Genomic DNA, 25,906 nt, shown 5'->3' with positions numbered 1-25,906 from the left:
CTTTACTAATTATTAAATGAAATGATTGCATTTTTTAAGGTGTAAAGTTTTGCTGTGAAAATATAAAGTTCATTATAATTATTTTCCACGTATTCATCAATAATGCTAATCCCTTTTATAAAGTTCTCGATCAATAAATATGTATATTTTCCGTCCCATGCGAATCGATTAATTCTGAATAATTCATCTGCTAATACTTGGAATCTAAATTCTTCAATTAATAGTTTTATTTGATATATTTTGTCTTTATTAGTAGTAGTTGTGTATTTACTATTTTCATAACTATTATGTACTAATTTGACAAAATCATTTATATCTTCAGCCAACATGTTCGCTTTTTGCATCTCAAATTTCATATCTCCATCCCCTATAGTGTTAAAAATATACATCACTAGAGTGTATGTTTTTATTTTAAATCATATCACAAACAATCCAATTAATCTCGTATCCTACTTCTTCATGGAAAAAAGCAATTCAAATAAAATAAGAGCCACATATGTTATACGATTAACTGATGGATTTCAATACAATGATTTCAAACACTCGGTTGCAAAATTTGTTCGAGAAAATCATGTGCAGACAGATAAACATTGGATGACCAAACAGATTAAAGCAAATCGACTAAAACTAGAATAGAAGAGATTATTTTTTAACACCAATTTAAATTTTATTGAAAGGAATGAGAACAATGTAATTTGTTATTTTTATAAAAATATATGAAGTAAGCCATAGTATTCAACGATAAAGAGTTGATTTATATATGAACATCCATATTGAATTAGAAGGAATGGTTCGACTCTCCCAACCATTACACCAACATAAATGATTTTTTATTCACAAGTACCCCTCTCTTTAAATCATAAAAAAGAGACGCTATCCCTCAAAGAATCGCATCTCCAAAAAATTCTTCTCTTGTAATCATTCAAAAAACCAAAATTCTTTTTTAAACCTATTTAATATAAGTTAATCCGATTCGATTATTAAAAATTTGATTTCGATTTTTGAAAACAAATGATCCATCAACATAATCAATGACTAGTTGGTCTTCGTATACATCTTCAAAATTTTTATTTACCATAAATTCAAACTGGTCTCCAATGATCATTTTTTCATTAGGACCACATTCTCTTTTATTAATAACTTTTATCTCGTAAATGTTATTAACGACATCACAGCTTCCACGGTCAAATTCTAATTGAAGTAATTTATTTTGATCTACTGCGCCAAGTATTTCTTTAGCTGCATCAGTTATTTTAAAATCCATATTAAAAGTCTCCTAATTTAGATTAAACGTTTAAAAATTTCACACACACTGCTTCAGGTACTTGTACGTCTGATTGAAGCACTGTTAATTTTCCAGTCGTTTTATTTCTTGCATATAATACTAGAGTCCCTGACATTTCATTTGAACCAACTAAATAGTTCTCAGATGGATCTAAAACGAAATCTCTTGGCCAATTACCCTCACTTGAGGTAATTTCCACTAATTCAAGCTTACCAGTATCTTGATTTACACTAAATACTGCGATACTATTATGACCACGATTTCCTGCATATACAAATTGACCGTCTTTTGAAATATGGATGGCACTTCCTTGATTGTTTTCAGTAAAATCGCTAGGGATTGTAGAAATATATTGTAAATCTGTAAAGCTTCCATCTTCATTTAATTGTAGCGCAATTACTTCTGAACTAAGCTCCGTCATAATATAAGCGAACTTTCCATTCGGATGGAATGTGATATGACGTGGCCCACTTCCAGGTTTAACAGATAGACTGCTTACTTCAATTAAAGAATTGTTTTCGATTTTATAAGTAATTAATTGATCGATTCCTAAATCAATTGCAACAACATATTTTTCATTTAATGTAAAACCTGAAAAATGGGCATGAGGTTTTTCCTGACGTTCTTTATTCGGACCTGTTCCTTCATGTTGCATAATCGATTTAACATCACTAGCAAAACCATTTTCTTGATTGATTTTAAATAATTCAATTGTACCTTTATGATAATTTGCTGTAACAATATTTTGCTTAACTGAGTCAACGCTAATATGACAAGGTGAAGCGCCTTCATTAAGCTGTTCATTTAATTTTTTAAGCTCACCACTGTTTTCATCAATTGAATAAACTGCAATTCCACCTAAGTTTCCTTCTTTTGCAACAGCATATAGGTTCTTATTATCTTCACTAATTGTTAAATAAGTTGGATTTCCTAGTTCAGCAACAGCTTTTACATCAGTTATTCTTTCTTTTACTGTATCAAGTGTAAATTGATAAATACCTTTACTTTCACTTTTTGTATATGTACCTACATAACCAACAAATTTCTGATTCGAATTCATTACTATTTCCTCCTCTATTCCTTGTTTTTATGTAAATACCCCCATTTCATAGCTACAAATGAGTTTCAATGAAGATGGGGGCTTTATACTTATTAGATTTAAAGTTTGTTACAAATTATAATGAAGTTTTTGCCCAGTCAGCAGCAAATTTTTCAATACCTTGATCTGTTAATGGGTGTTTAGATAATTGCTCAATAACACTGTAAGGAATTGTTGCGATATGAGCTCCAGCTAATGCTACACGAGTAACATGGTCTGGGTGACGAACTGACGCAGCAATGATTTGAGCGTCCATATTATGAACTCGGAATAATTCAGCAATTTTAGCAACTAATAATACGCCATCTTCAGAAATATCGTCTAAACGACCTAAGAATGGAGATACATAAGTAGCACCCGCTCTAGCTGCTAATAATGCTTGGTTAACAGTAAAGATTAATGTTACGTTTGTTTTAATACCTTTTTTCGTTAAGTAGCGGCAAGCTTCTAAACCAGCAAGTGTCATTGGTAATTTAATTGTAATATTTTTATCTCCGCCGTTTATTTTAATAAGCTCGTCAGCTTCAGCGATCATTTCTTCAGCAGATACAGCATTTGGCGTTACTTCAGCAGAAACAGATTCTACTTCAGGAACTAATTTTAAAATTTCTTCAATACGGTCTTCGAATTTAACGCCTTCTTTTGCTACTAAAGATGGATTTGTCGTTACTCCAGATAATACGCCCATTTTATAAGCTTTTTGGATGTCTTCTACATTAGCTGTGTCAATAAAAAATTTCATTTTTAAATTCCTCCAATTTTTAGGGATATTTCCTATTTTATACTTTATTTATTTCTTTTCAACTGCATGTCCACCAAATTCATTACGAAGAGCCGCAACAACTTTACCAGTGAACGTATCGTTATCTAATGAACGGTAGCGCATTAATAATGACATTGCAATAACTGGTGTAGCAGCTTGAAGGTCTAGAGCTGTTTCAATTGTCCATTTTCCTTCACCAGATGAATGCATTACGCCTCTAATTTCATCAAGCTTAGCATCTTTTGAGAATGCATTTTCAGTTAATTCCATTAACCAAGAACGAATTACAGAACCATTATTCCATACTTTCGCAACTTTTTCATAATCATAATCAAAGTCACTTTTTTCTAATACTTCAAATCCTTCACCGATTGCAGCCATCATACCGTATTCGATACCATTATGAACCATTTTTAGGAAATGTCCACTACCAATTTTACCAGCATATAGGAAACCATTTTCTACTGAAGTATCTTTAAAGATTGGTTCTACGATTTCCCAAGCTTCTTGGTCTCCACCAACCATATAACAAGCACCGTTACGAGCGCCTTCCATACCGCCAGAAGTACCAGCATCCATGAACCTTATACTATGTTCTTTTAATTCATCATAACGTCTAATAGACTCTTTATAATGTGAGTTTCCTGCTTCAATGATAATATCCCCTTCTGATAAGAATGGTTTAACATCATTAATAACTGAATCTACAACACCATGCGGTACCATGATCCATAGAACTCTTGGAGTATCAAGATTTTTAACTAATTCTTCTAAGCTTGTAGTACCAACAGCACCTAAACCTTTCATTTCTTCTACAGCAGCAGTATTTAAATCAAATGCTACTACTTCGTGGTTATGATCCATTAAATTTTGACCTAAGTTTAGACCCATTTTTCCTAATCCAATTAAACCAACTTTCATTACGTTATCCTCCCATAATATCTACAGTAATATTAATGTTTTTCTCTAAGTAAAAATTTTTATGTTAAAAAAATAAATAAAATATTATTTAAATCAAGAATTTAATAAAGTTTTACTTACGTTTACTACATTCTTAGTACTAAAACCAAATAATTCCATTACTTCATTACCTGTTCCAGATGCTCCAAAAGTCTCAATTGAGATTTTTTTACCTTTGAAACCAACATAGCGTTCCCATCCAAGTGAAATCCCCATTTCAATTGAAACACGGTTTAATACATGTGATGGTAACACAGACTCTTTGTATTCATCTGATTGCTGATCGAATAGCTCCCAACTTGGCATTGCTACAACACGAACTGATAAGTTTTCTTTTTCTAACTCATTTTTACTATTCACTGCAAGTGATACTTCTGAACCTGTAGCGATTAAAATTAAGTCTGGTTGATCGTTCGTTTCTGTTAAAACATATCCACCTTTTGAAAGATTATCTAATCTAGAAGCTGTTTCTTCATAAACAGGTAAATTTTGACGACTTAATACTAAAGCGATTGGTCCATTTGTATTTTGTAACGCATATGCCCAAGCATTAGCTGTTTCATTTGCGTCTGATGGACGAATAACAGTTAAACCAGGGATTGCACGTAAAGCAGCTAAATGTTCAACTGGCTCATGTGTAGGACCATCTTCACCAACTGCAATTGAGTCATGAGTGAATACATATGTTACTGGTAATTGTTGTAATGCTGCTAAACGAATTGATGGACGTAAATAATCATTAAATACGAAGAATGTACTTACAAAAGGCTTAACTCCACCATGTAATGCCATACCATTTGCAGCAGCACCCATCGCATGCTCACGTACACCAAAATAAATATTGCGTCCAGCAAATGATTCGACAGCAAATTTACTTTCATCTTTAATATCTGTCATTGTTGAATGAGATAAATCTGCGCTTCCACCAAAAATTTCAGGAACTGTTTTAATGTAGTGATTAATTGCTTCTCCACTCGCAACTCGTGTAGAGATTGTTTTATTCTCGTCAAAAGTTAATAAATCTTCTGTTTCGATTAAAACTTCACCTTTAATTGCTTTTTCAAGCTGAGCAGCTAATTCTGGGTAAGCTTCACGGTATGCATTAAATAATTGATTCCACTCAGCTTCTTTTTCACTGCCTTTTTCTTGTATTTCTTTGAAATGTAGTTTAACTTCTTCTGGTACAAAGAAATCTTCTTCGTAGTTCCAAGCATATGTTTTTTTCGTTTCTTTTGCTTCTTCAAGACCTAATGGATTACCATGGGCTTTATTTGTACCAGCCACTTTTGGACTTCCGTATCCAATAATTGTTCGAACTTCAATAATTGTCGGTTGGTCTGTGTTTTGTTTAGCTTGTTCGATCGCTTTAGAAATTTCTACATGATCGTTTCCATCTTCTACTCTTAAATATTGCCAGTTAAATGATTCAGCTCTCTTTTTCATATCTTCTGAATAAGAAAGATTTAATGTACCATCTAATGAAATATCGTTTGAATCGTATAATACAACTAACTTACCAAGTTTCATATGGCCAGCAAGTGACATAGCTTCGTATGCAACACCTTCCATTAAATCACCATCACCAACTAATGCATAAGTAAAGTGATCGATAATAGAAAGTTTATCTTTGTTAAACTTACCTGCTAAATGAGCTTCAGCCATTGCCATACCAACTGCAGTAGCGATACCTTGACCTAATGGTCCAGTCGTAGCTTCAACACCATCAGTGTGTCCAAATTCAGGATGACCAGGTGTTTTACTATTTAGTTTACGGAAATCTTTAAGGTCTTCGATTGAAACATCGTAGCCTGCAAGATGTAGTAAACTATATAACATACTTGAACCATGACCAGCTGATAAAACAAAACGGTCACGGTCAAACCATTTTGAACTTTTTGGATTATGCTTTAAATGCTCTGCCCATAATGCATATGCCATTGGAGCTGCACCCATTGGTAAACCAGGATGACCAGAATTAGCTTGGTTTATCGCATCAATTGAAAGTGTACGAATTGTATTAATTGATAATGTAGAAATCGAACTCATAATTTAAATACTCCTTTTTAGATCTGTTTTGTTGTTTTCATTATCTTGTACAAAATCTTTATCTAACCACCATTTGAAACCATCTTCTGCTAATAAATCATCAGCAGCTTCTGGACCAAATGAACCGGATTTATAAGTATGAAGTGGTACTAAATTTTCTTCAAATGCTTCTAAAATTGGTTGAACCCATTGCCATGATAATTCTACTTCATTCCAATGAGCAAAAAATTTCGAATCGCCTCGTAACGCATCGTAAACTAATAACTCATACGCTTCTGGACGATCTTCTTTATTCGCAAAATACTCAGCTTGTACAGGTTCAATATTACCCTCTACGTTTTTACTATTTAAATAGAAAGAAACTCTTTCATTAGGATTAATTTCAATAACCAATAAATTTGTTCCATTGTCAGTTCTAAGGTTTTGAATCGGACTTTTGAATTCAAAAACGATTCGAGTTGATTTTTCTTTCATTCTTTTACCTGTACGGATATAGAATGGGATTCCCTTCCAAAAATCGTTTTCGATTAATACTCTAGCTGCTACATAAGTATCATTTTGTGATGAAAACTCAATTCCTGGTTCTTGTCTATATGCAACTACTTTTTTACCATTTTGTTCACCAGAACCATATTGACCTCGAACTACATGAGAAACTACTTCTTCTTTTGATAGAGGTCGAAGAGATTCAAGAACCTTTTTCTTCTCAGCTCTCACATCGCATGCAGTATTTTGTTTCGTTAAATGCATAGCAGACATCATTAACATTTGTAACATATGATTTTGGAACATATCTCGAATTGCACCAGATTTATCATAATAACCCGCACGTTCTTCAACTCCGACTGTTTCACTTGCCGTAATTTGAACATTTGCGATATATTGATTGTTCCATAACGCTTGTAAAACTGGATTTGCAAACTCTAAAGCTTCTAAGTTTTGAACCATAGGTTTGCCTAAGTAATGATCAATTCGGAAGATCTCATCTTCATTAAATGACTTACTTAATTTTTCATTTAAATCTCTAGCAGTTTTCAAGTCACGTCCAAAAGGTTTTTCAATAATTAGACGCTTCCAACCTTTTGTCGTACCAAGTCCACTTCCCTTAATATTTGATGCAATAACTTCAAAAAATTCTGGTGCTACAGATAAATAAAATAATCTGTTTTCAGGTATCTGTAATTCCAGTTCTCTTTCTTTGACTAAATCTAATAAATCAACGAATCCTTCTTTGTTCGTGATATCTAGCTGTTGGTAACGAATTGAATCTAGAAATTCTTGGACCATTTTTTGATCATCTATAGAACGTCTTGAAAAAGTAATTAGTGATTGCATTACTTGATTCTGAAATTCATCATTTGAAAAATCTTTTCTACCAATTCCAATGATTGAAAAAGACTCAGGCATCTTTTGATCTATATATAAATTATATAAAGCAGGAAAAATTTTTCGTTTTGCTAAATCGCCTGTGGCTCCGAACAATACAAATGACATAGAATCCATTAACTAAACCTCCTCTTAGTCGAACTTTTAACTAGTTGATAATAAAAAATATATTTTCAAACGATCTTTTATTTTTATTTAGAGCTAATGTTAGTTCAAATAATTTATTCCAATTATTCATTCGGAAAATATTTTTTACCCAAAACTATAATACATGAAAAAAATTTTTCTTTCCAATAAAATGCTTATGTTTCTATTTATTGGATTTTTTTAATTTCATTAAAAAAACCTTAATTAACGTTTGACGTTAATTAAGGCTTTAGAATGAAATATTATGTGAAAATCAATCTTAGGCTTGTCAATACTAGACCAATAATAAATCCACAAACCGCTCCATTTACACGAATCCAAGTAATATCCTTACCAATTTTATTTTCCAATAAATCCGTTATTTCTTCAGTAGATAATTTTTCAATATTGTATCTTACTAAATCACTAATTTTGTGGTGATATTTTTCAATTGTATTGGTTAATAGTTTCTTAAAACTTTGCTCAACATTATCAATCCAATTCGAATTTTTAATGAAGCTGATTATTTTTTGGATCGCATTTAAAATAAAAGCTTCGTCATTAATTTTTGTTCTAAACAGTTTAATTGCTTGATCTACTATATATTCATAGCCTTTAATTTTCCATTCATCTAATTGGCGAATAATGTTTTCATTCGATTTGTTTTTTTCAGCTTCCATTCGAATAAACGATAAAATGAAATTCCTTCTGTCACTATTAGGGTGTTTTAATTCAGTTAGTAAATCGATTAATCCGCTATGTATAAATTCTGTTATTTTCTCTTCTCCAATCATTGGTAGAAAAGCTTTAATCATAAAAAACTTTCGCTCGATAAACTGTATAACTTCTTTGCCGATTAATTCCTTAATATGTGGTAGGCTAACAGTTTCTTCGATTTTATTAATTAAAAATTCATATGTCTTTGCATCCCATTCTTTCTCAATAACCGTATCGACAGCTTTACTTAATAAGTTCTGAGATGATATGGAATCAATTGTCGGTTTAAATGTATTTAATAAAAATTCTTTGATTTTATCATCCTCAATAGATGCACCAAACTGCTTGATTGAATGAACCATTTTATTTCTTGATTCATCATTTTCAAGCATCTTTTCAAAAGCATTCATACCTTGATTAATCCAATCACGTTCTTCTACCTTTTCAATTAAACTTTCTTTACTTAGCCATTGATTATTAAGTGTGCTTAAAATCCCCTCTGTAATCTTCTTTCTATTTTTAGGCAATAAGGCTGTATGTGGGATCGGTACACCAAGAGGATGACGAAACATTGCAGTAACTGCAAACCAATCCGCTAGACCACCTACTAAAGCTGCCTCAAATCCACCAGAAAGGATTTGAAATAATTTAGTTTGAAACGGCATTGTTGCAGCGAAACCACAAGTTGCCACTATAAGTGAAATATTGGCTAGCCGTTTTGAATTCTTTTCTTTCATTTACTACTTGCCTCCTGTATCTATTTGAAAATAGTATATCATTCCTTTCATTTATTTTCTAAAATCAATTCTAATTAAAAAATAAAAGATTTGATCCGTAAGCATATTAGTAAAGTTTTTTTAAACTAACTAACTAACAAAAAAGAGACTGTTCTCACAGCCTCAATGTATAGAGTATATATTTTATAACTAATTTTGAGAGTTGAGTTCACACTAATTTACTTAAAAATTCAATTGAAAATGATGACAAGTAATATTTAAACTATTTTTAAGATAAAACCTATGAGCATCGTAACGCTGTACCCCTGAATCTAAATGGAATTGTTCGCAATTATTTTGTTTTGCTTCATGTATTAACCAGTTCCACAAAAGTTGTGCATAGCCCATTTTACGATGATTTTCACTTGTAATTAAGTCATCAACATAAAAATATTTCCCCCATGCTAATGATTCTGTTACACGATAACCAGCAACAGCTGTTACTTCATCGTTTTCGATTACGGCTACAAGATGATAATTATTTGTGTTGATTAATCTGTTAATCGTGTTTACAAATTCATCTTCTCTTAAATGTGGACGTAATTGACTTACTGTTTGAAATGTTTTCAAAATATCCGAACTAGTTTTCATTATTTTTATTTCTGCCATCTTTTATCTCTCCATTCATAAAAAACGTTCAACTATAAAATACCACAATTTTCTGTCTTTTTTTATGAATTGATATTTTTTAATTTTTTATTTATGGTTCGAAACCTTTTTGACTAATAAAAAGTTGATCCTCTGAAAAATATTTTCTAAACCGTTGATAAACTATATGATAGGCATCTGGACCATACCAATCATCTAGATTAAGCTCAGTATATTTTTTTTCAATGCCAAGACGACTTGTTCGTTTCCCTCCACTTCCGTCACCCATGAAAAAATCATCGATACAGATTCTATGAACAATTTCCGATAACATTATTGGGAATTCCTCGCTACTAGGCAGAATAGGAGCGATTGTAGCTTGGGTTGGAATTCCAGCTTTTACAAGTTCTTCGATCGTTTTAAGTCGTGCATTAATAGGAGGTGCATTTGGTGAGAAAGACTTTCTAATTTCATCCAAGTCAGTTTCAATCGTCATACTTACACGTACTTTCTCCTTAAATAGCTTTAAGAGATCAATATCTCTTTTTACAAGCGGACTCCGAGTTTGAACGAATAAAAAATCTGGTTGATTTTGCAGCATGACTTCTAATAGACTTCTAGTCAATCTTTCTTTAAATTCAATTGGTTGATAAGGATCTGTGCTAGAAGACATGAAAATGGTTACTTTATCTTTGCTTTTTGCCTTTTTCAATTCTTTTTCTAGAATAGTAGGGGCACTCTGTTTAATATCAACCCAACTACCCCATTCTTTTTTTCGAAAAAGTGAAACAGGCATTTGTCTTACATAGCAAAATGAACAGGCAAATGAGCAACCAGTATAAGGATTTAAAGAGTGAGTATATCCTGAGAGAAAACCTGTACCTTTATTTAGGATGGTTTTTGGATTTTTATAAAATATTTCACTTTTCATCCAAACACCTCCTAATTAATATCTACATTTTTAGTTTCTAGTTTCAATTTTTAAAAGATTTTTCTTCATTTCTAAACCACCACGGTAGCCAGTTAAAGATCCATCCATTCCAATTACACGATGACAAGGAATTATGATTAATAATGGATTTGCACCAATTGCTCTCCCGACTGCTCGAACAGATTTTGGCTTATTTAGGTAACTCGCAATGTCGGAATAAGTTTTAGTTTCTCCATAATTGATCGAGCATAGCGCACTCCAAACTGAATTTTGAAAAGCAGTACCACGAAAATCAAGCCTACTCTTAAAATTAGTCCGATCGCCCTCTAAAAATTCAATAATCTCTTTTTTATAAGCTTCTAATATTGTTTCATCTTCTATCATTTCAATTCTAGGAAAGTATTTATCCTTAAATAAAATTAATTCTTGAATGATTCCACATTGTGAGCCTACGAAACATAGCCCTTTTGTTGTTGCAGCAATATGAATCTTCCATTCTTTATGTTCAATTAAAGTCCAATATAATTTTTCAGTTGAATGCAATTTAAATCACCCTTTGCTCTTCATGGTCTTATTTAATTTTTATTATAGACTTAATTAAGAAAAATGGGCTGTTATTAGAATGAAAGAGCAAGAATTTGAAAAATAGTTTAGAATGAACTGCGGATAAAGTCTTGGAGAACTCTGTAAATAAGGCCTTGAGAATTGTAAAAAAGTGCTGGATCACTTCAAATAGGGAGTCTATCTGTGCAAATAAAAGTGTACTGCAATTAAAATTAGAGAATAGCAAATAAAATTACCTAAACTGCAATTAATTTCAAAAGAATCGCAAATAAAATAAAAAATTACCCATACCAGTTAGGGTATTATAGCCTTAAGTTTGTGTACTAGAGTGTAATTTCAAATGAAAAGCTAGTAAATATACTCTAAACCTTTCTAGAATGAATAAAAAAATATATATCAGCTAATTACCTGCAAGGACGCGATCAAGTCCATTAATAATACCCTAAAGCTCGTACATCCTACTAAATATAAGGCGGGGCCACTTTATGCATTGAGCAAACAATTGAATCGGCCCCTTACCCTTCCACAAAGCTCCAAAAATGTATTCTATTTCTGCTTCTCAATCATATCCATTACTAATTTTTCAGCTGCATTTTTATATAAATTACTCATATTAACGAAAGAAGAAATTAAGAGTAATTGTTCAATATATTCTTTACTTTCATCATCAATCTCTTCAATTTCTTTGTTTACATTTTCACTAGATTGTTGAACTTCAGTTTTAAACTTTTCGATATTTAGTTCATTTAAATGTAAAAAACTTGAATAAATATCATCAATATTTATTTCATTGTTTTCAAGGATTCTTTGATTTAAACCGTTTAAAGTTTCTTTTATATCATTAATCGAAAGTGCACCCTTTAAATGGTAAATTAAACTGATTAAAATTATATGATTCTTTGTGTATTTCTTATTTTTTATTGGGAAAAGCAATTTAGCTTTAGCGTAATTATTAATCATTGTTTTTGTCATTACTTTTTCATTAGTATTCGGTTTCGCAAATTTATTATCAAATAGTTGAATTACTTGATCCATATAAAGATCAAGATTAGGAATATCATCTAATACTATTTTTTTATCTAAATCTATTTCTTCTATTAATTCATTAATCTTTTTCATTTTACGTCCTCTTTTTATATAATTTACTGTTTAATTTTAACATAAATAAATTGCACTTTAAACACTTGACTATATAATGTCGTTAATGATAACTTTATATATAGTTATGAAAACTACATAACATAGTTGGAGGAGATATACATGGGGAACTTTATGCGTGAACCTATTAATTCCATGACACATTTAGTCGGTGCTGTATTATCATTATTTGGGTTACTAGCGATGGTTTTAAAGTCAACTTTTTCTGGTGGAAGTGTGTTACAAACATCTGCGGTTATTGCATTCGGTGTAAGTATGATTCTTCTCTATTCAGCTTCAACGACCTATCATATGGCAAAAGCTAGCGATAAAATAATCGCTTTCTTAAGACGGATGGATCACTCAATGATCTTTGTCTTAATTGCAGGTACATATACTCCATTTTGTATCATTAGTCTAAAAGGAACATTGGGTTGGATCATCTTTTCAATTGTTTCTTTCATTGCATTTTGTGGTGTTTTATTCAAGTTGATTTGGTTTAGTTGCCCAAGATGGTTATCAACAGCCCTTTATATCGCTTTAGGATGGGTCATTATACTTGCTTCGGCACCTTTATCTGATGCGATTAGTATGAAAGGAATGTTCGCGCTAATCTTAGGTGGTATTTTCTACACGGTTGGTGGCGTGATTTACGGAGTTAAACCTAAATTTTTATCTTTTAAAAATTGGGGATTCCATGAAATTTTTCATATTTTCATTATGCTTGGAACACTTTGTCATTTCTTCTGTGTTTATTACTTTGTAATCTAAATAAACAAAAAAACCATCCTCAATGGATGGTTTTTTATTATTTTAAGATACCTGTTCCGACAATGTTCACTTCAACTTTTGGTTTAATTGTAATTTTAGCATAGTCTTTGTTCCAATCCAGTTTTTTCCACACGTCTGGATGAAATGAAATTAACTGTCTACCAATTCCGAATGCATCGCAATTTGATTCTTGAACTGTTTTAATAATTTTTTCAGCTTTTTTTGTTAATTCCATTGATATTTTTTTGTTTAACATATCTATTAATTTTTTGGAATCTAATTCATCATGTGCGTACTCAAGTGTATCGACGTCCAGTTTTAGATTTAAATTTACGGTTATTTTATTGTCTTTTGAAACTTTAATTTCCATTTTCGGCTTATTTTTTTTCACTTGAATCGTTATATACCGTTCCCTAATCTCTTTTTCTTTCGGACTAACTTCTAGATTAAATCTTGCGTACTTCTTCATTTGATCTTTAAATAAAAGTAACATAGTAGGTTCATCACCTAAAAGATTATACCCTGTATATTTGTGATCGTTAAATAATGCTACCCCAGAAATATCAATCAATTTATCATCATCTTTTTCAATTAGCGGTAAAAAAATATCTTCACCTGGGTCGAACATAATTGTACAAATCGTTTGGACATTTCCAATAGGAATCATCGTATGGCTTTCTGCGTTAGTTATTAGATCCAAAATTTCTTCACTTACAAGGGTTTCCTCTACTTTGCTTAATTTTAAAACATCTATCGCTCGGCCCTTAGTAATAATAACTTTTGCCCCTAATGAACTTCTTGGGTCTCTATATATAACATCGAATATAGGATAAATATCCTGTTTAGACAATTCATCTCCAAGTAATAAAACTCTTGTTTTATTAGTAGCATAATCTCCCGCTACTTTTCGAGTAATTTTTATTCTTGCATCACTTGTTGTTTTTCCAGTAGTAGTAATAATGACATTTGTTGTTTTAACTTGTGAAGGATCACTTCCACCTTGACTATTTGTTTTAATGACTGCAGTTACTAGCATATTATTATCCTCTGCTAAGTCAAATCCAGCACTATAAACAAGCCTAGACTCCTTTAGTAATCTTTGATCCCAACAACTAGTTAAAGGCAAAATACAAATTAAAGAGATCAATACCATTTTATATTTCATATGAATTACCGAGTTCTTTCTTTTTTCTAATAAGCGAAACAATTAATAAAATTAAAGGTAATACAAAGATAAAAACATAACTTGTAAAAGAAAGAATTGTCCCAAATTTCATTATAAATTCTTCACTATTTGGTAAAAAAGTACAGATAATCGCCATGACAATTCCTATAAAAATAGTTGTTTTACTATGGCTTTTAAACTTTAAGAGTTTGCTGATTCCGAAACTAGTTAAATATAAGTAGGTCACAAATGAAGTTAAGATTGGTACAACCCAAATAGATAGAAAGACAAGGTCTAATCTTTCAATCACTTCATATGATAATGATTTTAGTAAATATAAGATTGGCTCAGGTATGATTTCAATTTCTGCTTTGCTAAAACTCATATAACTTGTAATTAAAAAAAATGTATATAAAAGGCTAACAAAACTAATTGCGATCGTTCCAGCTTTTAATATTTTATTTGGCTTTCCTTTTACATACGGAAATAATACTAAAATAAATTCAAATCCCATCATGGAGATTAGCGCATCATGTGCTCCAAGAAGGATGTTTTTAACACCCGCCTGTCCAATTGGAAATAAATAACGATAATTTACGTTATTGTAAGAACAAATTTCAAAGAAAATCAAAAATAAAATTAAAATACAAACGAAAGTAAAAAATCGTGCAATTACTTTCATATTTTCTTTTGCTAAATAAACCCCTGTACCAACTATAAATAGGATTAATACAAAAGGTGGAGTAAATGTAAGAATCCATTTTTTCAGTACAGAAATGGTGATAATCACGATATAAATCGCAACAATAAAGAAAAATATGATATAAAGATACGAAATTACAGTCCCAATATATTTACCGACTATTTTCGATACATATTCATAGATCGTTTCTTTTGGAAATCGACTACCAAGTAACCACATTATTAGTAATAGTACAAATATCCCAACCCCAGCAATTAATGTTGAAATCCAACCGTCGTGTTCTGCATGTTTATGGACTACATATGGTAGTGAAAGTAATCCCACACCAATTTGCGCTTGAATGATGACGAATGTGAATTGCGTTATTGAAAGCATCTTTTCATTTTTCATCATTTTTCCATCCTCTAGAATTATTTTCTCTTTTAAAATTCTTTGGTAAAGGTGCAAACGGTCGTTTTTTCATTTTCCATGATGGCGCACGAACAACTGTATCTTTTAGGTCTGATTTTCTAAATGGAGCAAATGGCGCAAAATATGGTGACCCAAACGATTCAAGTTTACATAGATGGATTAGGATAAAACTGAGTCCAAAAACAATTCCTATTAATCCAATTAACGATGCTGCAAACATTAGTGGAAATCCAAGCAATCGGACAGAGGTTCCCATTTCATTGTCCGGTACAACAAATGATGCAATTGCAGTAAGTGAAATAACGACAATCATCGTATTTGAAACTAAATTTGCCTGTACAACAGCAGTTCCAATAACTAAACCTCCTACAACACCTATTGTTTGTGCAATTGGATTAGGTAACCGTATTGCTGATTCTCTAAGCAATTCTAACGTTATTTGCATTCCTAGAGCTTCAATTAACGGTGGGTATGGAACGTTTTCTAATGAACTTTTTACATTAAATACTAGATCTATTGGAATAATTTCAAAGTGAAAAGAAACTAATGCAATATATAAAGCAGGCAATGATATAGAAATTAAAAAACTAACCAATCTTAAAATACGTGCAAATGAAGCGACCATCCATCGGCTATTGTAATCATCTGGTGATTGATAAAAAGTGAAAAAAGTAATTGGTAAAACAAGTGCTGAAGGGCTACCATCTGTTAAAATAGCAACCTTTCCTTCCATTAAGTTTCCAGCTATTCGGTCAGATCGCTCAGTTGTTAATACTTGCGGAAAAGGTGAATAAGGGTCATCTTCTATAAATTCCTCAAGATTACCTGGTGAATGGACATAATCAACATTTATATATGAAAGTCTTCTATGGACTTCCTTGACTAACTCCTCATTTGCAATCGTATCAATATATATAACTGCTAATCGCGTGTCAGATTCTACCCCTAATGATAAAGTTTTTACAACAAGATTAGGATTACTAATTCTTCGTCTTATTTGATTAATATTTGTCAGTATACATTCTACTAATCCGTCATGGGAGCCCCTGATCGTTTGCTCACTACTAGGCTCTTGAATAGATCTATTTTGATAGGAAGTAGTTTCTAAAATAACTACATTTTTTTCAAATTCTGTGAAAATGAGCGTGTTTCCTTTTACAATACTGAGAATACATTCATCAAATGAATCCGAACTTTTAACATCATTAATTGCTACTGTATTCGGAATCGTATCCTTGGGATTATTAATAATTTGTTGAATAATTTGGACTTCAAGAGCTTCTCTACCTACAATTGTACTAATATAGACAACTACAATCTTTTTATGATGAAACATTAAATGTCTGATTGTTAAATCACTTGTATTTATTAGTGATTTTTTTACATTTTCTACATTCTGATCCAAATTTCCACTAATTTCGATGATTGAACCTCGATTATTTTGGTTATGTTTATTAGAACGCATTATGCATTTCACCTAATTTCCAAACTCATACAATAAATTAGATTTATTTTGCGTTAAATTAAGGTTATTATTCACTTGTAAATCCCAGTATTTGTAAAACTGTTAACATTTGAATAAAAAAAGGCGATCCTATAAGTCAAAGTAATGACTTTAAGGTCGCCTTTTTATTGTACTTAATTATTCATTTACTCTTTTTTTCCAAATTCCAAGCATGATCGCTGTGATAATCGAGCCAATTAAGATAGCTAGTAAATACAATACTGGTTTATTTACTAACGGAATAACAAATGCTCCACCATGTGGGGCAGGTAATGTAATACCAAATGCCATTGCAAGTCCACCTGCGATTGAAGAACCTACAACAGAACTGACAATTACCCTTACTGGGTCTGCAGCAGCGAATGGTATCGCTCCTTCTGTTATAAAAGAAATCCCCATAATATAGTTTGTAATACCTGATTTACGTTCCATTTCAGTAAACTTCGATTTGAAAAGTGTAGTAGCTAAAGCAATACCTAATGGAGGTACCATACCACCTGCCATTACAGCAGCATGTGGTGCAAAATTATTTGCTGCAATTGCAGCTATACCAAATGTGAATGCAGCTTTATTTATAGGTCCACCCATATCGACTGCCATCATTCCACCAAGAATTAATCCTAACAATACAGCGTTTCCACCATTTAAACTACTTAACCAATGAGTTAAAGCTGAATTTAAATAAGTTACAGGAGGATTTACGACTAATTCCATTAAAACACCAGTAATTAATAATCCAAATACTGGATATAATAGAACCGGCTTAATACCTTCTAATGATTTTGGTAACTTAGAAAATACTTTCTTTAGTCCAAGTACAACATAACCAGCTAAGAAACCTGCAATTAAACCACCTAAGAATCCCGCGCCAGCACTTGAAGCTAAAAATCCACCAACTACCCCTGGTACAAATCCAGGTCGATCGGCAATCGAACTTGCAATAAAACCAGCTAATATAGGAACTAAATAACTAAAAGCACCAGCTCCTCCAATTTTCATTAGTAATTCAGCAATAGGACCTTTTGTATGAATTCCTCCAAAAGCAAATGCTAACGCAATTAGAATTCCTCCACCAACTACAAAAGGTAACATATTACTTACACCATTCATTAAGTGCTTGTAAATCCCCGAACCTTGATTAGTTGAAGAACTTCCTCCACCATTATGATTAGCCTGAAAAATTGGTGCATCTTGTTTAACAGCTCTTTCAAGTAATTCCTTTGGCTTACGAATTCCATCTGCTACTGGTACTTGGATGACATGTTTTCCATCAAAGCGATTTACTTCAACTTGTTTATCTGCTGCAACGATAATAGCTGCTGCTCTATTAATCTCATCTTTTGTTAATTCATTTTTTATCCCTGTTGATCCATTCGTTTCAACTTTTAAATCAATATTTAATTCTTTTGCTTTTGCCTTTAAAGCATCTGCCGCCATATAAGTGTGTGCAATACCTGTTGGACATGCAGTTACTGCAAGAACCAGTGGACGTGAAGAATCTTCTAAAACTGTTTCTTCATTTTCATTATTTAACGATTTTTCTTTTTGATCGATTAATTGAATAATTTCATTTGCATCCTTTGCACTTAATAAAGAGCCGCGAAATTCTTCATCCATTAATAGTGAAGATAATCTAGATAATGTTTCTAAATGTGCATTATTTGCACCTTCACTAGCTGCAATCATAAAAAATAAATGAGCCGGTTGACCATCAAGTGATTCATAATCAATCCCATCTTTTGATCGACCAAATGCAATGGCAGGAGTCTTAACCGCTGCAGTTTTAGCATGTGGAATTGCAATACCTTCTCCAATTCCTGTTGTACTTTGACTTTCACGTGTTAAAATCGCTTCTTTAAACTGTTGTTGATCGTTTAATTTCCCGGCTTGATCTAAAACTTGTATTAATTCATCAATTACTGACATTTTTGATGATGAATTCAAATCAATGAGAACTGTATCTATTTTTAATAATTCTGTGATTCTCATATTTCGCCCCCCTAATCTTTTTCAATCTTTACTTGATTAAGTAATTCTTCAATTTTCTCTCTTTTTGTTAAATCCTCTGAAAAAGCGGTAGCACTACCTGATGCTACACCTACTTTAAATGCAGTTTCAATATTATTTGTTTTTACATAAGTACCAACAAAACCAGCCACAAGTGAATCACCTGCACCGACTGAATTAATTACTTCTCCCTTTGGAACATTTGATATATAAACAGAAGACTCTGTAATTAAAATCGCTCCATCACCTGCAAACGAGATCCCTACATTTTGAGCACCCATATCAACTAATTTTTTACCGTACGGGATTGCTTGTTCAATTGAAGTAATTTTGACATCAAATAAATCACCTAATTCATGATGATTTGGCTTGATAAAAAATGGACGATGTTTAACCACATCTAAAAGAACTTTTCCACTTGCATCTACAATGATATGAATCCCATTTTCTTGTCCCCACAAAGTCAATTGTTCATATAAATCAGCTGGTAATGTATTAGGGATATTACCAGCTAATACAACATAATCTCCTTTTTTAATTTGTTTTAATTTATAAAAAAATTGATCTAATTTTTCTTCAGAAATTGCAGGGCCTTGTCCGTTAATTTCAGTTTCTAGTAGAGATTTTAATTTTATGTTAATTCTAGAATCGCCTTCTACTTGAACAAAGTCAGATGTAACGCTTTCATTTTCCAAGACATTTTTAATAAAATCTCCTGTAAATCCTCCAACGAAACCAAGTGCTATGCTTTCCACATCTAATCTTTTCAAAACTCTAGAAACATTAATTCCTTTACCACCAGGAAATTTATTTTCCCTTTTCATTCGATTAATTTTTCCTAACCCTAGATCCTCTACTTCAACGATGTAATCAATTGAAGGATTAAGTGTTACTGTATAAATCATGATTTCACTACCTTTATCAAAGATGTTTTTTCCTCTAATTGTTTGGCTAGAGCATCATCTATTTCGTCCGTTAAAATAATCGCTTCTTCAATTTCACCAATCTTCGCAAAACTTGTTTCACCAAATTTACTGTAATCAGCTATTATAAATACTTTCTCTGAAATAGAGATTGCTGTTTTCTTTACAAACGCCTCTTCAGGATCTGGCGTAGTGTAGCCAAATTGAGGATGGATACCGTTCGCCCCAATAAAACATTTATCAAACCGATAATTCTTTAGACTTTCAGATGCCATACTCCCAATCAACGCTTTTGTATGCCCTTTCATTTTTCCACCTATAAGATATGCGGACACTTCATTTTCGAAAAGAGCTTCAACATGCATTAATCCATTCGTAACGACTGTTACATCTAACCCCTTTAATAAAGGAATCATTTCGAATGTAGTACTACCAGCATCTAAATATATACAATCGCCCTCATTAATTTGAGTTACTGCAAGCCCGGCGATTAATTTTTTACTTTGAACGTTTTTGGATGTTTTTTCAGTCATACTTAATTCAGTGGCTTTACTATTGATTGAAGCTGCTCCACCATGAACTCTTTTTAAGAGATTAAGAGACTCAAGCTCAACTAAATCACGACGTATTGTTGACTCAGAAGTATTTGTAGCCTCTACAATATCCCTTAATTTCACAATACCCATTCTTTTTATCATCTCTATAATGAATTGTTGTCTTTCCGGAGTTAACATAGAATTCATCCTTTCATAAAACCAAGTATAAGACACAAAAAATAAAAAATCAATCATTTTCTTCCAAAAACGTTCATTAACAACCTAAACCACTCAAAAGTTTTCAAAACCGTTCAAATTTGTAAAAATTTACAAGCTACATTAATCTAAAAATAGAAGGTAAATTTGTTTTTTATATTATTTCTTATGATTACTCATAATATTTATCTAAATAAGTAATACTCAAATTTTAGATTCATAGAGTCTGGTTAAAATTTTGGTTTATCATTATTAAAATAGAAATGGGGAATACCTTTTGAAAGAGAATATCCAAATTCGTGAAGAACTTATTGAAGTGATTGATCATTTAACAGATGAACAGTTAAATAAGAAGGTAAATAATGAAAAATGGTCCATTATCCAAGTACTTGAACATTTATACTTGATGGAATCTAAATTAGTAAAGCTAATGACACGTACATTTAATGAAGCACCTAGTGAAGTTATACAAGATAAGCCAATTCATCTAGCAACTGATCGTACTAAAAAAATAACCTCTCCACCTCATTTTGAACCAACTGATCAATTCATTACTAAAATAGAAATGACTGAGAAATTGAACCAATCTAGAAAATCACTACATGAATTTGTTGAACTAACTAAAGATCATAAATTGGATGATAAGGGAATGCCACATCCGATTTTTGGACAAATCAATTTAAAACAATGGATTCCTTTTATAGGTGTTCATGAAAAACGTCATATTGATCAAATTAGAGAATTAAAAAACGAATTATTTATTAAATAATCGGATTATAGTTACTTGGAAGTTGATTATAGAAGTTTTCCTAAAAACAAAAAAGAGCTTACGCCTTGTAAGCTCTCTTTTATATTGAAGAAATTGCCTCTAATTCTTTTTGGTAAAGACTAAGGAGTTGATCTTTATGTACTTCTAACTGATTTGACACTTGAGAAATTGAATAGCCGATAAATAATGGCGATACAACAAATCTTGGAATAATTTTACAAATAATTTTCCCCTTCCATTTATAAAAGAATAAGTTATAGCTTTGAAGTCCTTTATAAAAATGGTTAAGTAAGTAATGTGTAACCGTTTGTAAGTAGACGGCCATTTGTGGAACAAATTTGGGATCATCAATAAGAATATTGAATTCTCTAAATCCCATAATTGGATGAGTAGAAATGTTTAATTCATATCCATTACCCGACGAAATGGTAATCCCCTCGAAATATACATCTGTTACCTTTTTGTCGTAATCAATATTTTTTAAGCCAACAATTTGCATATGCGGATGACTCAGTGTTCCCCCTGATAATGGGCCATGATTTTTATATAAAATAACAGATTTATATTCCCCTGTTGATTCCATTTCATCCCATTTATCAATTGCAAAGGCTAATAATTCTGTCAAATGTGTTAATGAATATTTCGAAGGATCTCCTTCACAATCATCGCTTTCAATAATAACCGTTTGAAAAGTATCTTCTAATGTTGGAAATTTATTTTTCAAATAAATGATCGAGCCAGCTGTATCGATAATATCAGTTAAGTTTTCACGATCACAGAATGGGCATTTAACTTCTTTATTTTTAATACTATCAGGTTTTTTAACGCCTATATCCATCTTAAATTGTAAAACCTCATTTTGAATATCCATTACGGTTTCCCCTTTGAATAAATTGAAAAAAAGTTAGACTAAATATTCTCCTCTTTGAAAATACATCATTTTTTAGTTAATACACAATTGTTTTTTTCTTATTGAAAATTGCCATCTTATTTCAACAACTTAGCAAGATGTATATTCTATTACTTAAAATAATAATAAACGATACAATGGATTATCAATTAAAACGCTCATTAATAACCATTAATTTTTAGATTTAACAATTTACTTAAATGAAATTCTATTTTCACCTTAAATACTTAAAGTTAATTTATATCGTATAAACCAAAATCTCATGTAAAATTAAATCAAATTAATTTTAGTGACTTAAAATAGTATCTTTTTCGACTAAGTTTCAAATACTAACAACGATATTCAATTGAATATCAAAGATATCCTAAATTATCTTAGAGGTGAATCAAACATGACATTAAAAAATCATTTAGATCCTCATTCTCAGAAATTTTACCACAATTGGACTAGACCTAAACATGCTAAATCACAAGTCAATGGACATACTATGGAGTCTCAGAACACGATCATTTTAAGAAGCAATGCTAAGGCACATAGATGGTAAAAATGGATAATTAAGGAGCAGGAAGACATTTAGATGTCTTCCTTTCTTTTATCAAATTAAAACTAGCCATGACATTTGCCATGGCCAGTAAAACAATCATTATTTATTTGTTCCATGTTGCTTAGTAGGTAATTTTTCATTTGGTGTTCCATTACCTTGGTGTTCTTTATTTTTTTGGTCTTTTCTTTGTTTTTCATGTAATTTTTCGACAAATTCATGTGTATCTTCCATTTATTAATCCTCCTTAGTAAAGAATCTAAATGTTACTTTAACCAATCAGGTAGGAAAAAATTCATATTAGCGTGATATAGAAGTTACATAAGAATTTGAATCAAAAATAAAACAGACTTAACAATCAAGATTGTTTGAGCAATTCCAAATAAGAATCCTGTTATGAAACGTAAGAAATTATTACTTTCTCTCCATTTCCACTTTTGTGTATACCCATCAATTAATAACGGAATCATTAAAATAGGAATATACCACCAAAATATAAATGATGAGATCATAAATAGAAATGGAAGAAACAAATAACCCAGAAGTATGGCAGTACATCTTGCACATAGTGGAAAAGTATAAGAACCTTGAAATGACCTTTCTTGCTTACGATGACATGGAATCCAATTTAAAATCAAAATTAATCCCCCTATTAGCTTGGACAATCTGGACTACAATCACAATCTGGTGCACAATCCGGTGTGCAATCAGGCATGTGATGATGACAATCAGGGATGTCACAATCTGGTATAAAACCAAAATCACCGCAATCACACCAATCGAATCCCCTTTTCTGTCTCCTCCGCTCATAGTAAATAATCATAATAATTCCAAAAACGATACTTGCACTAATCAAAATTAGTCCTTTTACTAAAAAACCCTTTATAATTAAAACAATTCCTAAAAATAAGAAGAATGAAAAAACCACTGATTAAGAAATAGACCAACTTTACCACTCTTTCTTAAAAAGAATGAAAGACTAACCTGATGTTAGTCAAATTTTTTTGAACTTTGTGTATTCACTAAAGATTAAACTGATGTTAGTCTTGTACTTATTCACATAAAACTTAGTAATAATCCCAAATAAGTCTATTTTGAACGCTGAGTAGCTGCACCAATTAATATAAAAATAGCTGATAGAATATGCATAATCATACCTAATATTGGAATCCATGCAAGACAAGAAGTTACGATTCCAAAAATATTTCCACTAGCAGAGACACCAGCCTTTTTCGCTAACACGAGTGTAATAATGTGGAGGATTAAAGCTATAAATAATGGCGTATATCCAAAACCAATAACGATTGATCCACCTAAAACTGGTATCCCGAGTAATGCTTCAAAACCACCCGAAATCCATTTCATATTTTTCACGTTAGATCTCATTAAATCTCCTTTTCAACTTAAAAATGTTAATTTTTTCTAATAATTACTATTGTATTCGATAAATTCTTTTACGGATAGTTTTTATTATAAATTCCATTTAAATTCAGTCTAAAGAATGAGAATTTCAGAAAGTGTAAAAATTAAAAAGCAAGAGACAAAAACTCTCTCTTACTTTTTTATCAGTTATATTGTTGTAAAAAAGCCCTAACCGAATTTGCAATTGATTGCACATCTTTAAGTTGCTCATTTTTAAAGCTAAGTGATGTTTTCTTTTCATCTAATCCCAATGACTCTTGTAGTAAACCTGTTAAACCACGATATGAACCAGCTTTATCTACTGCTACCACCATAAACAGTCCGTCTTTATTCGGTTCGATCATACATTCAATTTCATCAAATCGCCATTCTCTTTTAGAGCTTGGAACAAACTCCCACTCTTGATAAAATCGACCATTTTGAGCCTCCACCTCGACCTGACGTAAACGGAAGCCAAGAATTTTAAATGCTTCTACAAAGTTTGCTAATTCTTCATGTGCATGAACCTTTAAGAAATCAGTATCTGTTGGATCTATACTTAAATCGATATCTAAATCAGTCTCAATCCAAACTTGGCCATGTCTTAATGTAATCGGTGTGTAAAATGGCAATTGGAACGAAAAAGGAATTACTTTTTCTTCATTCGCTTCAATTTTCATTTTGCCGGATACACGTTCTTCATGTAATTGGATTTTAACGTTTACCTCATCGTCTCCACTTTTCTTTTTAGCATAAGACTTTAATTTAAGCCCAATATGATTAATTTCTTGTGCAACTGAACCACCTTTAATTTCAACTACACCTTCAACATTTTTTCCTGGATATAAATCTTTCGTATGAATAATTGTATCTACCGAAGCTGCTCCAATTCCTAATCTAGCTAGTACTTTTTTAAACATTAGATCCCCTCCAAAAAAATTACTACATTTCCATTATAGAGTAGATTACCATTCTTGAATAATCAAAATTTAGTAATTTTTCCCTTCTATACATTATGAATAATAGAAATAATTATGAAACTTATGAAAGTAGAATTAGTAGACAAGTTATTAGTAGGATAAGCATATTTTATAATATGAAATTAATTTTGGAGGTGTCATATGCACTTTATTTTTATTAAGAAAAAATGGTTATTAATTTGCTTTCTCCTTGTAGTGATTGGATTAAGTGGTTGGTATTACTTAACTCCAAATTCAGTTCAAACTGCAGTAGAGCAGCAGCACGTAAAAACAATAGACATCGATATGATTACAGCCGAATTCAGTACAAAACTAGATGATGGAACGGAAATCGAAGCTTATAGATGGGATCCCGGTACGATAGTTGTTGAAAAAAACCAAAAAGTAAATTTAAAAATTCATGGAATAAACGGAAAAGAACATAGTTTCCATATCGAAGGAACAAATATCACGGGTGTAGTTGTCAAAGGTAAAACGACTGAGGTACCTTTATTCTTTAAAAAAGAAGGTACATACCGATTAATTTGTGATACACATTCCCATGACGGGGCACCGATGATTGGTTATATTGTTGTAGATTAATTATTTAATAACAGAAGCTGGTAAATCAATCTGGCTAATATGAACAACTAATTTTATTTCATGAAAAAAGATAGTAAAAATAGTCTAGTTTACTATATTTACTATCTTT

The 25,906-nt window shown here is 31.5% G+C and carries 28 protein-coding genes; 4 read left to right on the top strand and 24 right to left on the bottom strand.

Going from position 1 to position 25,906, the window contains the following annotated elements; translation table 11 throughout:
* Window positions 1-5 precede the first annotated feature (5 nt).
* The 12 genes from COJ46_RS23190 to COJ46_RS23135 all read right to left on the bottom strand — a co-directional run bounded on the left by COJ46_RS23190 (window position 6) and on the right by COJ46_RS23135 (window position 12,360).
* Window positions 6-356, bottom strand: a complete 351-nt coding sequence (locus COJ46_RS23190) for a hypothetical protein (protein ID WP_097976970.1) — start codon at window positions 354-356, stop codon at window positions 6-8.
* 593 nt (window positions 357-949) lie between these two features.
* The gene (locus COJ46_RS23185; protein ID WP_097976968.1) at window positions 950-1,264 is read right to left on the bottom strand and encodes an iron-sulfur cluster biosynthesis family protein; all 315 of its coding nucleotides are present in this window, start codon (window positions 1,262-1,264) and stop codon (window positions 950-952) included.
* 22 nt (window positions 1,265-1,286) lie between these two features.
* Window positions 1,287-2,345, bottom strand: a complete 1,059-nt coding sequence (locus tag COJ46_RS23180; RefSeq protein WP_097976966.1) for a lactonase family protein — start codon at window positions 2,343-2,345, stop codon at window positions 1,287-1,289.
* Between the two features lie 115 nt (window positions 2,346-2,460).
* Entirely contained in the window at window positions 2,461-3,126 is a 666-nt protein-coding gene (gene fsa, locus COJ46_RS23175) for a fructose-6-phosphate aldolase (protein WP_097976964.1), read from the bottom strand.
* A gap of 48 nt (window positions 3,127-3,174) precedes the next feature.
* Entirely contained in the window at window positions 3,175-4,068 is an 894-nt protein-coding gene (gnd, locus tag COJ46_RS23170) for a phosphogluconate dehydrogenase (NAD(+)-dependent, decarboxylating) (RefSeq protein WP_097976962.1), read from the bottom strand.
* A gap of 93 nt (window positions 4,069-4,161) precedes the next feature.
* Window positions 4,162-6,156 (bottom strand): transketolase, encoded by a 1,995-nt coding sequence (gene tkt, locus COJ46_RS23165; RefSeq protein ID WP_097976960.1) that lies wholly within the window; start codon window positions 6,154-6,156, stop codon window positions 4,162-4,164.
* Window positions 6,157-7,656, bottom strand: a complete 1,500-nt coding sequence (gene zwf, locus COJ46_RS23160; protein ID WP_097976958.1) for a glucose-6-phosphate dehydrogenase — start codon at window positions 7,654-7,656, stop codon at window positions 6,157-6,159. It abuts the gene before it with no gap.
* 272 nt (window positions 7,657-7,928) lie between these two features.
* Window positions 7,929-9,119 (bottom strand): DUF445 domain-containing protein, encoded by a 1,191-nt coding sequence (locus COJ46_RS23155; protein WP_098566383.1) that lies wholly within the window; start codon window positions 9,117-9,119, stop codon window positions 7,929-7,931.
* A 222-nt stretch (window positions 9,120-9,341) separates the two neighbouring features.
* On the bottom strand, window positions 9,342-9,767 hold the full coding sequence (locus COJ46_RS23150; RefSeq protein ID WP_097976954.1) for a GNAT family N-acetyltransferase: 426 nt from the start codon (window positions 9,765-9,767) through the stop codon (window positions 9,342-9,344).
* Window positions 9,768-9,858: 91 nt separating this feature from the next.
* Window positions 9,859-10,677: an SPL family radical SAM protein gene (locus COJ46_RS23145; protein ID WP_097976952.1), complete on the bottom strand. Its 819-nt coding sequence runs from the start codon at window positions 10,675-10,677 to the stop codon at window positions 9,859-9,861.
* 30 nt (window positions 10,678-10,707) lie between these two features.
* Window positions 10,708-11,220, bottom strand: a complete 513-nt coding sequence (locus COJ46_RS23140) for a methylated-DNA--[protein]-cysteine S-methyltransferase (RefSeq protein ID WP_098566382.1) — start codon at window positions 11,218-11,220, stop codon at window positions 10,708-10,710.
* A 567-nt stretch (window positions 11,221-11,787) separates the two neighbouring features.
* Window positions 11,788-12,360: a DUF1836 domain-containing protein gene (locus COJ46_RS23135; RefSeq protein WP_097976948.1), complete on the bottom strand. Its 573-nt coding sequence runs from the start codon at window positions 12,358-12,360 to the stop codon at window positions 11,788-11,790.
* Window positions 12,361-12,501: 141 nt separating this feature from the next.
* Here COJ46_RS23135 and trhA point away from each other — a divergent pair, with 141 nt between their 5' ends.
* Complete coding sequence (trhA, locus tag COJ46_RS23130; RefSeq protein WP_097976946.1) at window positions 12,502-13,149, top strand: PAQR family membrane homeostasis protein TrhA; 648 nt, start codon at window positions 12,502-12,504, stop codon at window positions 13,147-13,149.
* A gap of 37 nt (window positions 13,150-13,186) precedes the next feature.
* On the opposite strand, the gene COJ46_RS23125 is transcribed toward trhA, so the two are convergent.
* From COJ46_RS23125 to COJ46_RS23100, 6 genes are all read right to left on the bottom strand, one after another.
* A complete protein-coding gene (locus COJ46_RS23125) occupies window positions 13,187-14,314 on the bottom strand; it encodes a Ger(x)C family spore germination protein (RefSeq protein ID WP_097976944.1) in 1,128 nt (375 codons plus the stop codon).
* The gene (locus COJ46_RS23120; RefSeq protein WP_176522566.1) at window positions 14,304-15,407 is read right to left on the bottom strand and encodes a GerAB/ArcD/ProY family transporter; all 1,104 of its coding nucleotides are present in this window, start codon (window positions 15,405-15,407) and stop codon (window positions 14,304-14,306) included. The genes COJ46_RS23125 and COJ46_RS23120 overlap by 11 nt, the downstream gene beginning before the upstream one ends.
* Window positions 15,397-16,893, bottom strand: a complete 1,497-nt coding sequence (locus tag COJ46_RS23115) for a spore germination protein (RefSeq protein WP_097976940.1) — start codon at window positions 16,891-16,893, stop codon at window positions 15,397-15,399. The genes COJ46_RS23120 and COJ46_RS23115 overlap by 11 nt, the downstream gene beginning before the upstream one ends.
* 177 nt (window positions 16,894-17,070) lie before the next feature.
* Window positions 17,071-18,921: a PTS fructose transporter subunit IIABC gene (locus COJ46_RS23110; RefSeq protein ID WP_097976939.1), complete on the bottom strand. Its 1,851-nt coding sequence runs from the start codon at window positions 18,919-18,921 to the stop codon at window positions 17,071-17,073.
* An 11-nt stretch (window positions 18,922-18,932) separates the two neighbouring features.
* Window positions 18,933-19,844 carry a 1-phosphofructokinase gene (pfkB, locus tag COJ46_RS23105; protein WP_097976937.1) on the bottom strand — a complete coding sequence of 304 codons (912 nt, stop codon included), beginning with the start codon at window positions 19,842-19,844 and terminating at the stop codon, window positions 18,933-18,935.
* Entirely contained in the window at window positions 19,841-20,596 is a 756-nt protein-coding gene (locus COJ46_RS23100) for a DeoR/GlpR family DNA-binding transcription regulator (protein WP_286133577.1), read from the bottom strand. Before COJ46_RS23100 ends, pfkB begins: the two co-directional genes overlap by 4 nt.
* Before the next feature lie 295 nt (window positions 20,597-20,891).
* Here COJ46_RS23100 and COJ46_RS23095 point away from each other — a divergent pair, with 295 nt between their 5' ends.
* Entirely contained in the window at window positions 20,892-21,383 is a 492-nt protein-coding gene (locus COJ46_RS23095) for a DinB family protein (RefSeq protein ID WP_097976933.1), read from the top strand.
* Between the two features lie 79 nt (window positions 21,384-21,462).
* On the opposite strand, the gene COJ46_RS23090 is transcribed toward COJ46_RS23095, so the two are convergent.
* Complete coding sequence (locus COJ46_RS23090; RefSeq protein WP_438825642.1) at window positions 21,463-22,248, bottom strand: DUF4931 domain-containing protein; 786 nt, start codon at window positions 22,246-22,248, stop codon at window positions 21,463-21,465.
* Window positions 22,249-22,684: 436 nt separating this feature from the next.
* Between COJ46_RS23090 and COJ46_RS23085 the strand changes: the two genes are divergently transcribed.
* Entirely contained in the window at window positions 22,685-22,837 is a 153-nt protein-coding gene (locus COJ46_RS23085; protein WP_069032114.1) for a YpzG family protein, read from the top strand.
* Window positions 22,838-22,936: 99 nt separating this feature from the next.
* Here the strand turns inward: COJ46_RS23085 and COJ46_RS23080 are convergent, their stop codons facing one another.
* From COJ46_RS23080 to COJ46_RS23065, 5 genes are all read right to left on the bottom strand, one after another.
* The gene (locus tag COJ46_RS23080) at window positions 22,937-23,068 is read right to left on the bottom strand and encodes a DUF4023 domain-containing protein (RefSeq protein ID WP_056466015.1); all 132 of its coding nucleotides are present in this window, start codon (window positions 23,066-23,068) and stop codon (window positions 22,937-22,939) included.
* An 83-nt stretch (window positions 23,069-23,151) separates the two neighbouring features.
* Window positions 23,152-23,472 (bottom strand): DUF2085 domain-containing protein, encoded by a 321-nt coding sequence (locus COJ46_RS23075; protein ID WP_097976930.1) that lies wholly within the window; start codon window positions 23,470-23,472, stop codon window positions 23,152-23,154.
* Window positions 23,473-23,486: 14 nt separating this feature from the next.
* Entirely contained in the window at window positions 23,487-23,690 is a 204-nt protein-coding gene (locus tag COJ46_RS24245) for a hypothetical protein (protein WP_141437801.1), read from the bottom strand.
* A 233-nt stretch (window positions 23,691-23,923) separates the two neighbouring features.
* A complete protein-coding gene (locus COJ46_RS23070; protein ID WP_097976928.1) occupies window positions 23,924-24,220 on the bottom strand; it encodes a hypothetical protein in 297 nt (98 codons plus the stop codon).
* 179 nt (window positions 24,221-24,399) lie between these two features.
* Window positions 24,400-25,155 (bottom strand): sporulation protein, encoded by a 756-nt coding sequence (locus COJ46_RS23065; protein ID WP_097976927.1) that lies wholly within the window; start codon window positions 25,153-25,155, stop codon window positions 24,400-24,402.
* Window positions 25,156-25,356: 201 nt separating this feature from the next.
* Here COJ46_RS23065 and COJ46_RS23060 point away from each other — a divergent pair, with 201 nt between their 5' ends.
* The gene (locus tag COJ46_RS23060; protein ID WP_069032110.1) at window positions 25,357-25,797 is read left to right on the top strand and encodes a cupredoxin domain-containing protein; all 441 of its coding nucleotides are present in this window, start codon (window positions 25,357-25,359) and stop codon (window positions 25,795-25,797) included.
* The last annotated feature ends 109 nt before the right edge of the window (window positions 25,798-25,906 follow it).

The sequence above is a fragment of the Bacillus sp. AFS077874 genome (assembly GCF_002566505.1).
Taxonomy (GTDB): domain Bacteria; phylum Bacillota; class Bacilli; order Bacillales; family Bacillaceae_G; genus Gottfriedia.
This window is presented reverse-complemented; position numbering and strand designations above follow the sequence as displayed.

Coding starts and splice junctions, on each gene's coding strand:
- COJ46_RS23190 (WP_097976970.1), bottom strand. CDS start 356: ATGAAATTTGAGATGCAAAAAGCGAACATGTTGGCTGAAGATATAAAT.
- COJ46_RS23185 (WP_097976968.1), bottom strand. CDS start 1,264: ATGGATTTTAAAATAACTGATGCAGCTAAAGAAATACTTGGCGCAGTA.
- COJ46_RS23180 (WP_097976966.1), bottom strand. CDS start 2,345: ATGAATTCGAATCAGAAATTTGTTGGTTATGTAGGTACATATACAAAA.
- fsa (WP_097976964.1), bottom strand. CDS start 3,126: ATGAAATTTTTTATTGACACAGCTAATGTAGAAGACATCCAAAAAGCT.
- gnd (WP_097976962.1), bottom strand. CDS start 4,068: ATGAAAGTTGGTTTAATTGGATTAGGAAAAATGGGTCTAAACTTAGGT.
- zwf (WP_097976958.1), bottom strand. CDS start 7,656: ATGGATTCTATGTCATTTGTATTGTTCGGAGCCACAGGCGATTTAGCA.
- COJ46_RS23155 (WP_098566383.1), bottom strand. CDS start 9,119: ATGAAAGAAAAGAATTCAAAACGGCTAGCCAATATTTCACTTATAGTG.
- COJ46_RS23150 (WP_097976954.1), bottom strand. CDS start 9,767: ATGGCAGAAATAAAAATAATGAAAACTAGTTCGGATATTTTGAAAACA.
- COJ46_RS23145 (WP_097976952.1), bottom strand. CDS start 10,677: ATGAAAAGTGAAATATTTTATAAAAATCCAAAAACCATCCTAAATAAA.
- COJ46_RS23135 (WP_097976948.1), bottom strand. CDS start 12,360: ATGAAAAAGATTAATGAATTAATAGAAGAAATAGATTTAGATAAAAAA.
- trhA (WP_097976946.1), top strand. CDS start 12,502: ATGGGGAACTTTATGCGTGAACCTATTAATTCCATGACACATTTAGTC.
- COJ46_RS23125 (WP_097976944.1), bottom strand. CDS start 14,314: ATGAAATATAAAATGGTATTGATCTCTTTAATTTGTATTTTGCCTTTA.
- COJ46_RS23120 (WP_176522566.1), bottom strand. CDS start 15,407: ATGAAAAATGAAAAGATGCTTTCAATAACGCAATTCACATTCGTCATC.
- COJ46_RS23115 (WP_097976940.1), bottom strand. CDS start 16,893: ATGCGTTCTAATAAACATAACCAAAATAATCGAGGTTCAATCATCGAA.
- COJ46_RS23110 (WP_097976939.1), bottom strand. CDS start 18,921: ATGAGAATCACAGAATTATTAAAAATAGATACAGTTCTCATTGATTTG.
- pfkB (WP_097976937.1), bottom strand. CDS start 19,844: ATGATTTATACAGTAACACTTAATCCTTCAATTGATTACATCGTTGAA.
- COJ46_RS23100 (WP_286133577.1), bottom strand. CDS start 20,596: ATGTTAACTCCGGAAAGACAACAATTCATTATAGAGATGATAAAAAGA.
- COJ46_RS23085 (WP_069032114.1), top strand. CDS start 22,685: ATGACATTAAAAAATCATTTAGATCCTCATTCTCAGAAATTTTACCAC.
- COJ46_RS23080 (WP_056466015.1), bottom strand. CDS start 23,068: ATGGAAGATACACATGAATTTGTCGAAAAATTACATGAAAAACAAAGA.
- COJ46_RS23070 (WP_097976928.1), bottom strand. CDS start 24,220: ATGAGATCTAACGTGAAAAATATGAAATGGATTTCGGGTGGTTTTGAA.
- COJ46_RS23065 (WP_097976927.1), bottom strand. CDS start 25,155: ATGTTTAAAAAAGTACTAGCTAGATTAGGAATTGGAGCAGCTTCGGTA.
- COJ46_RS23060 (WP_069032110.1), top strand. CDS start 25,357: ATGCACTTTATTTTTATTAAGAAAAAATGGTTATTAATTTGCTTTCTC.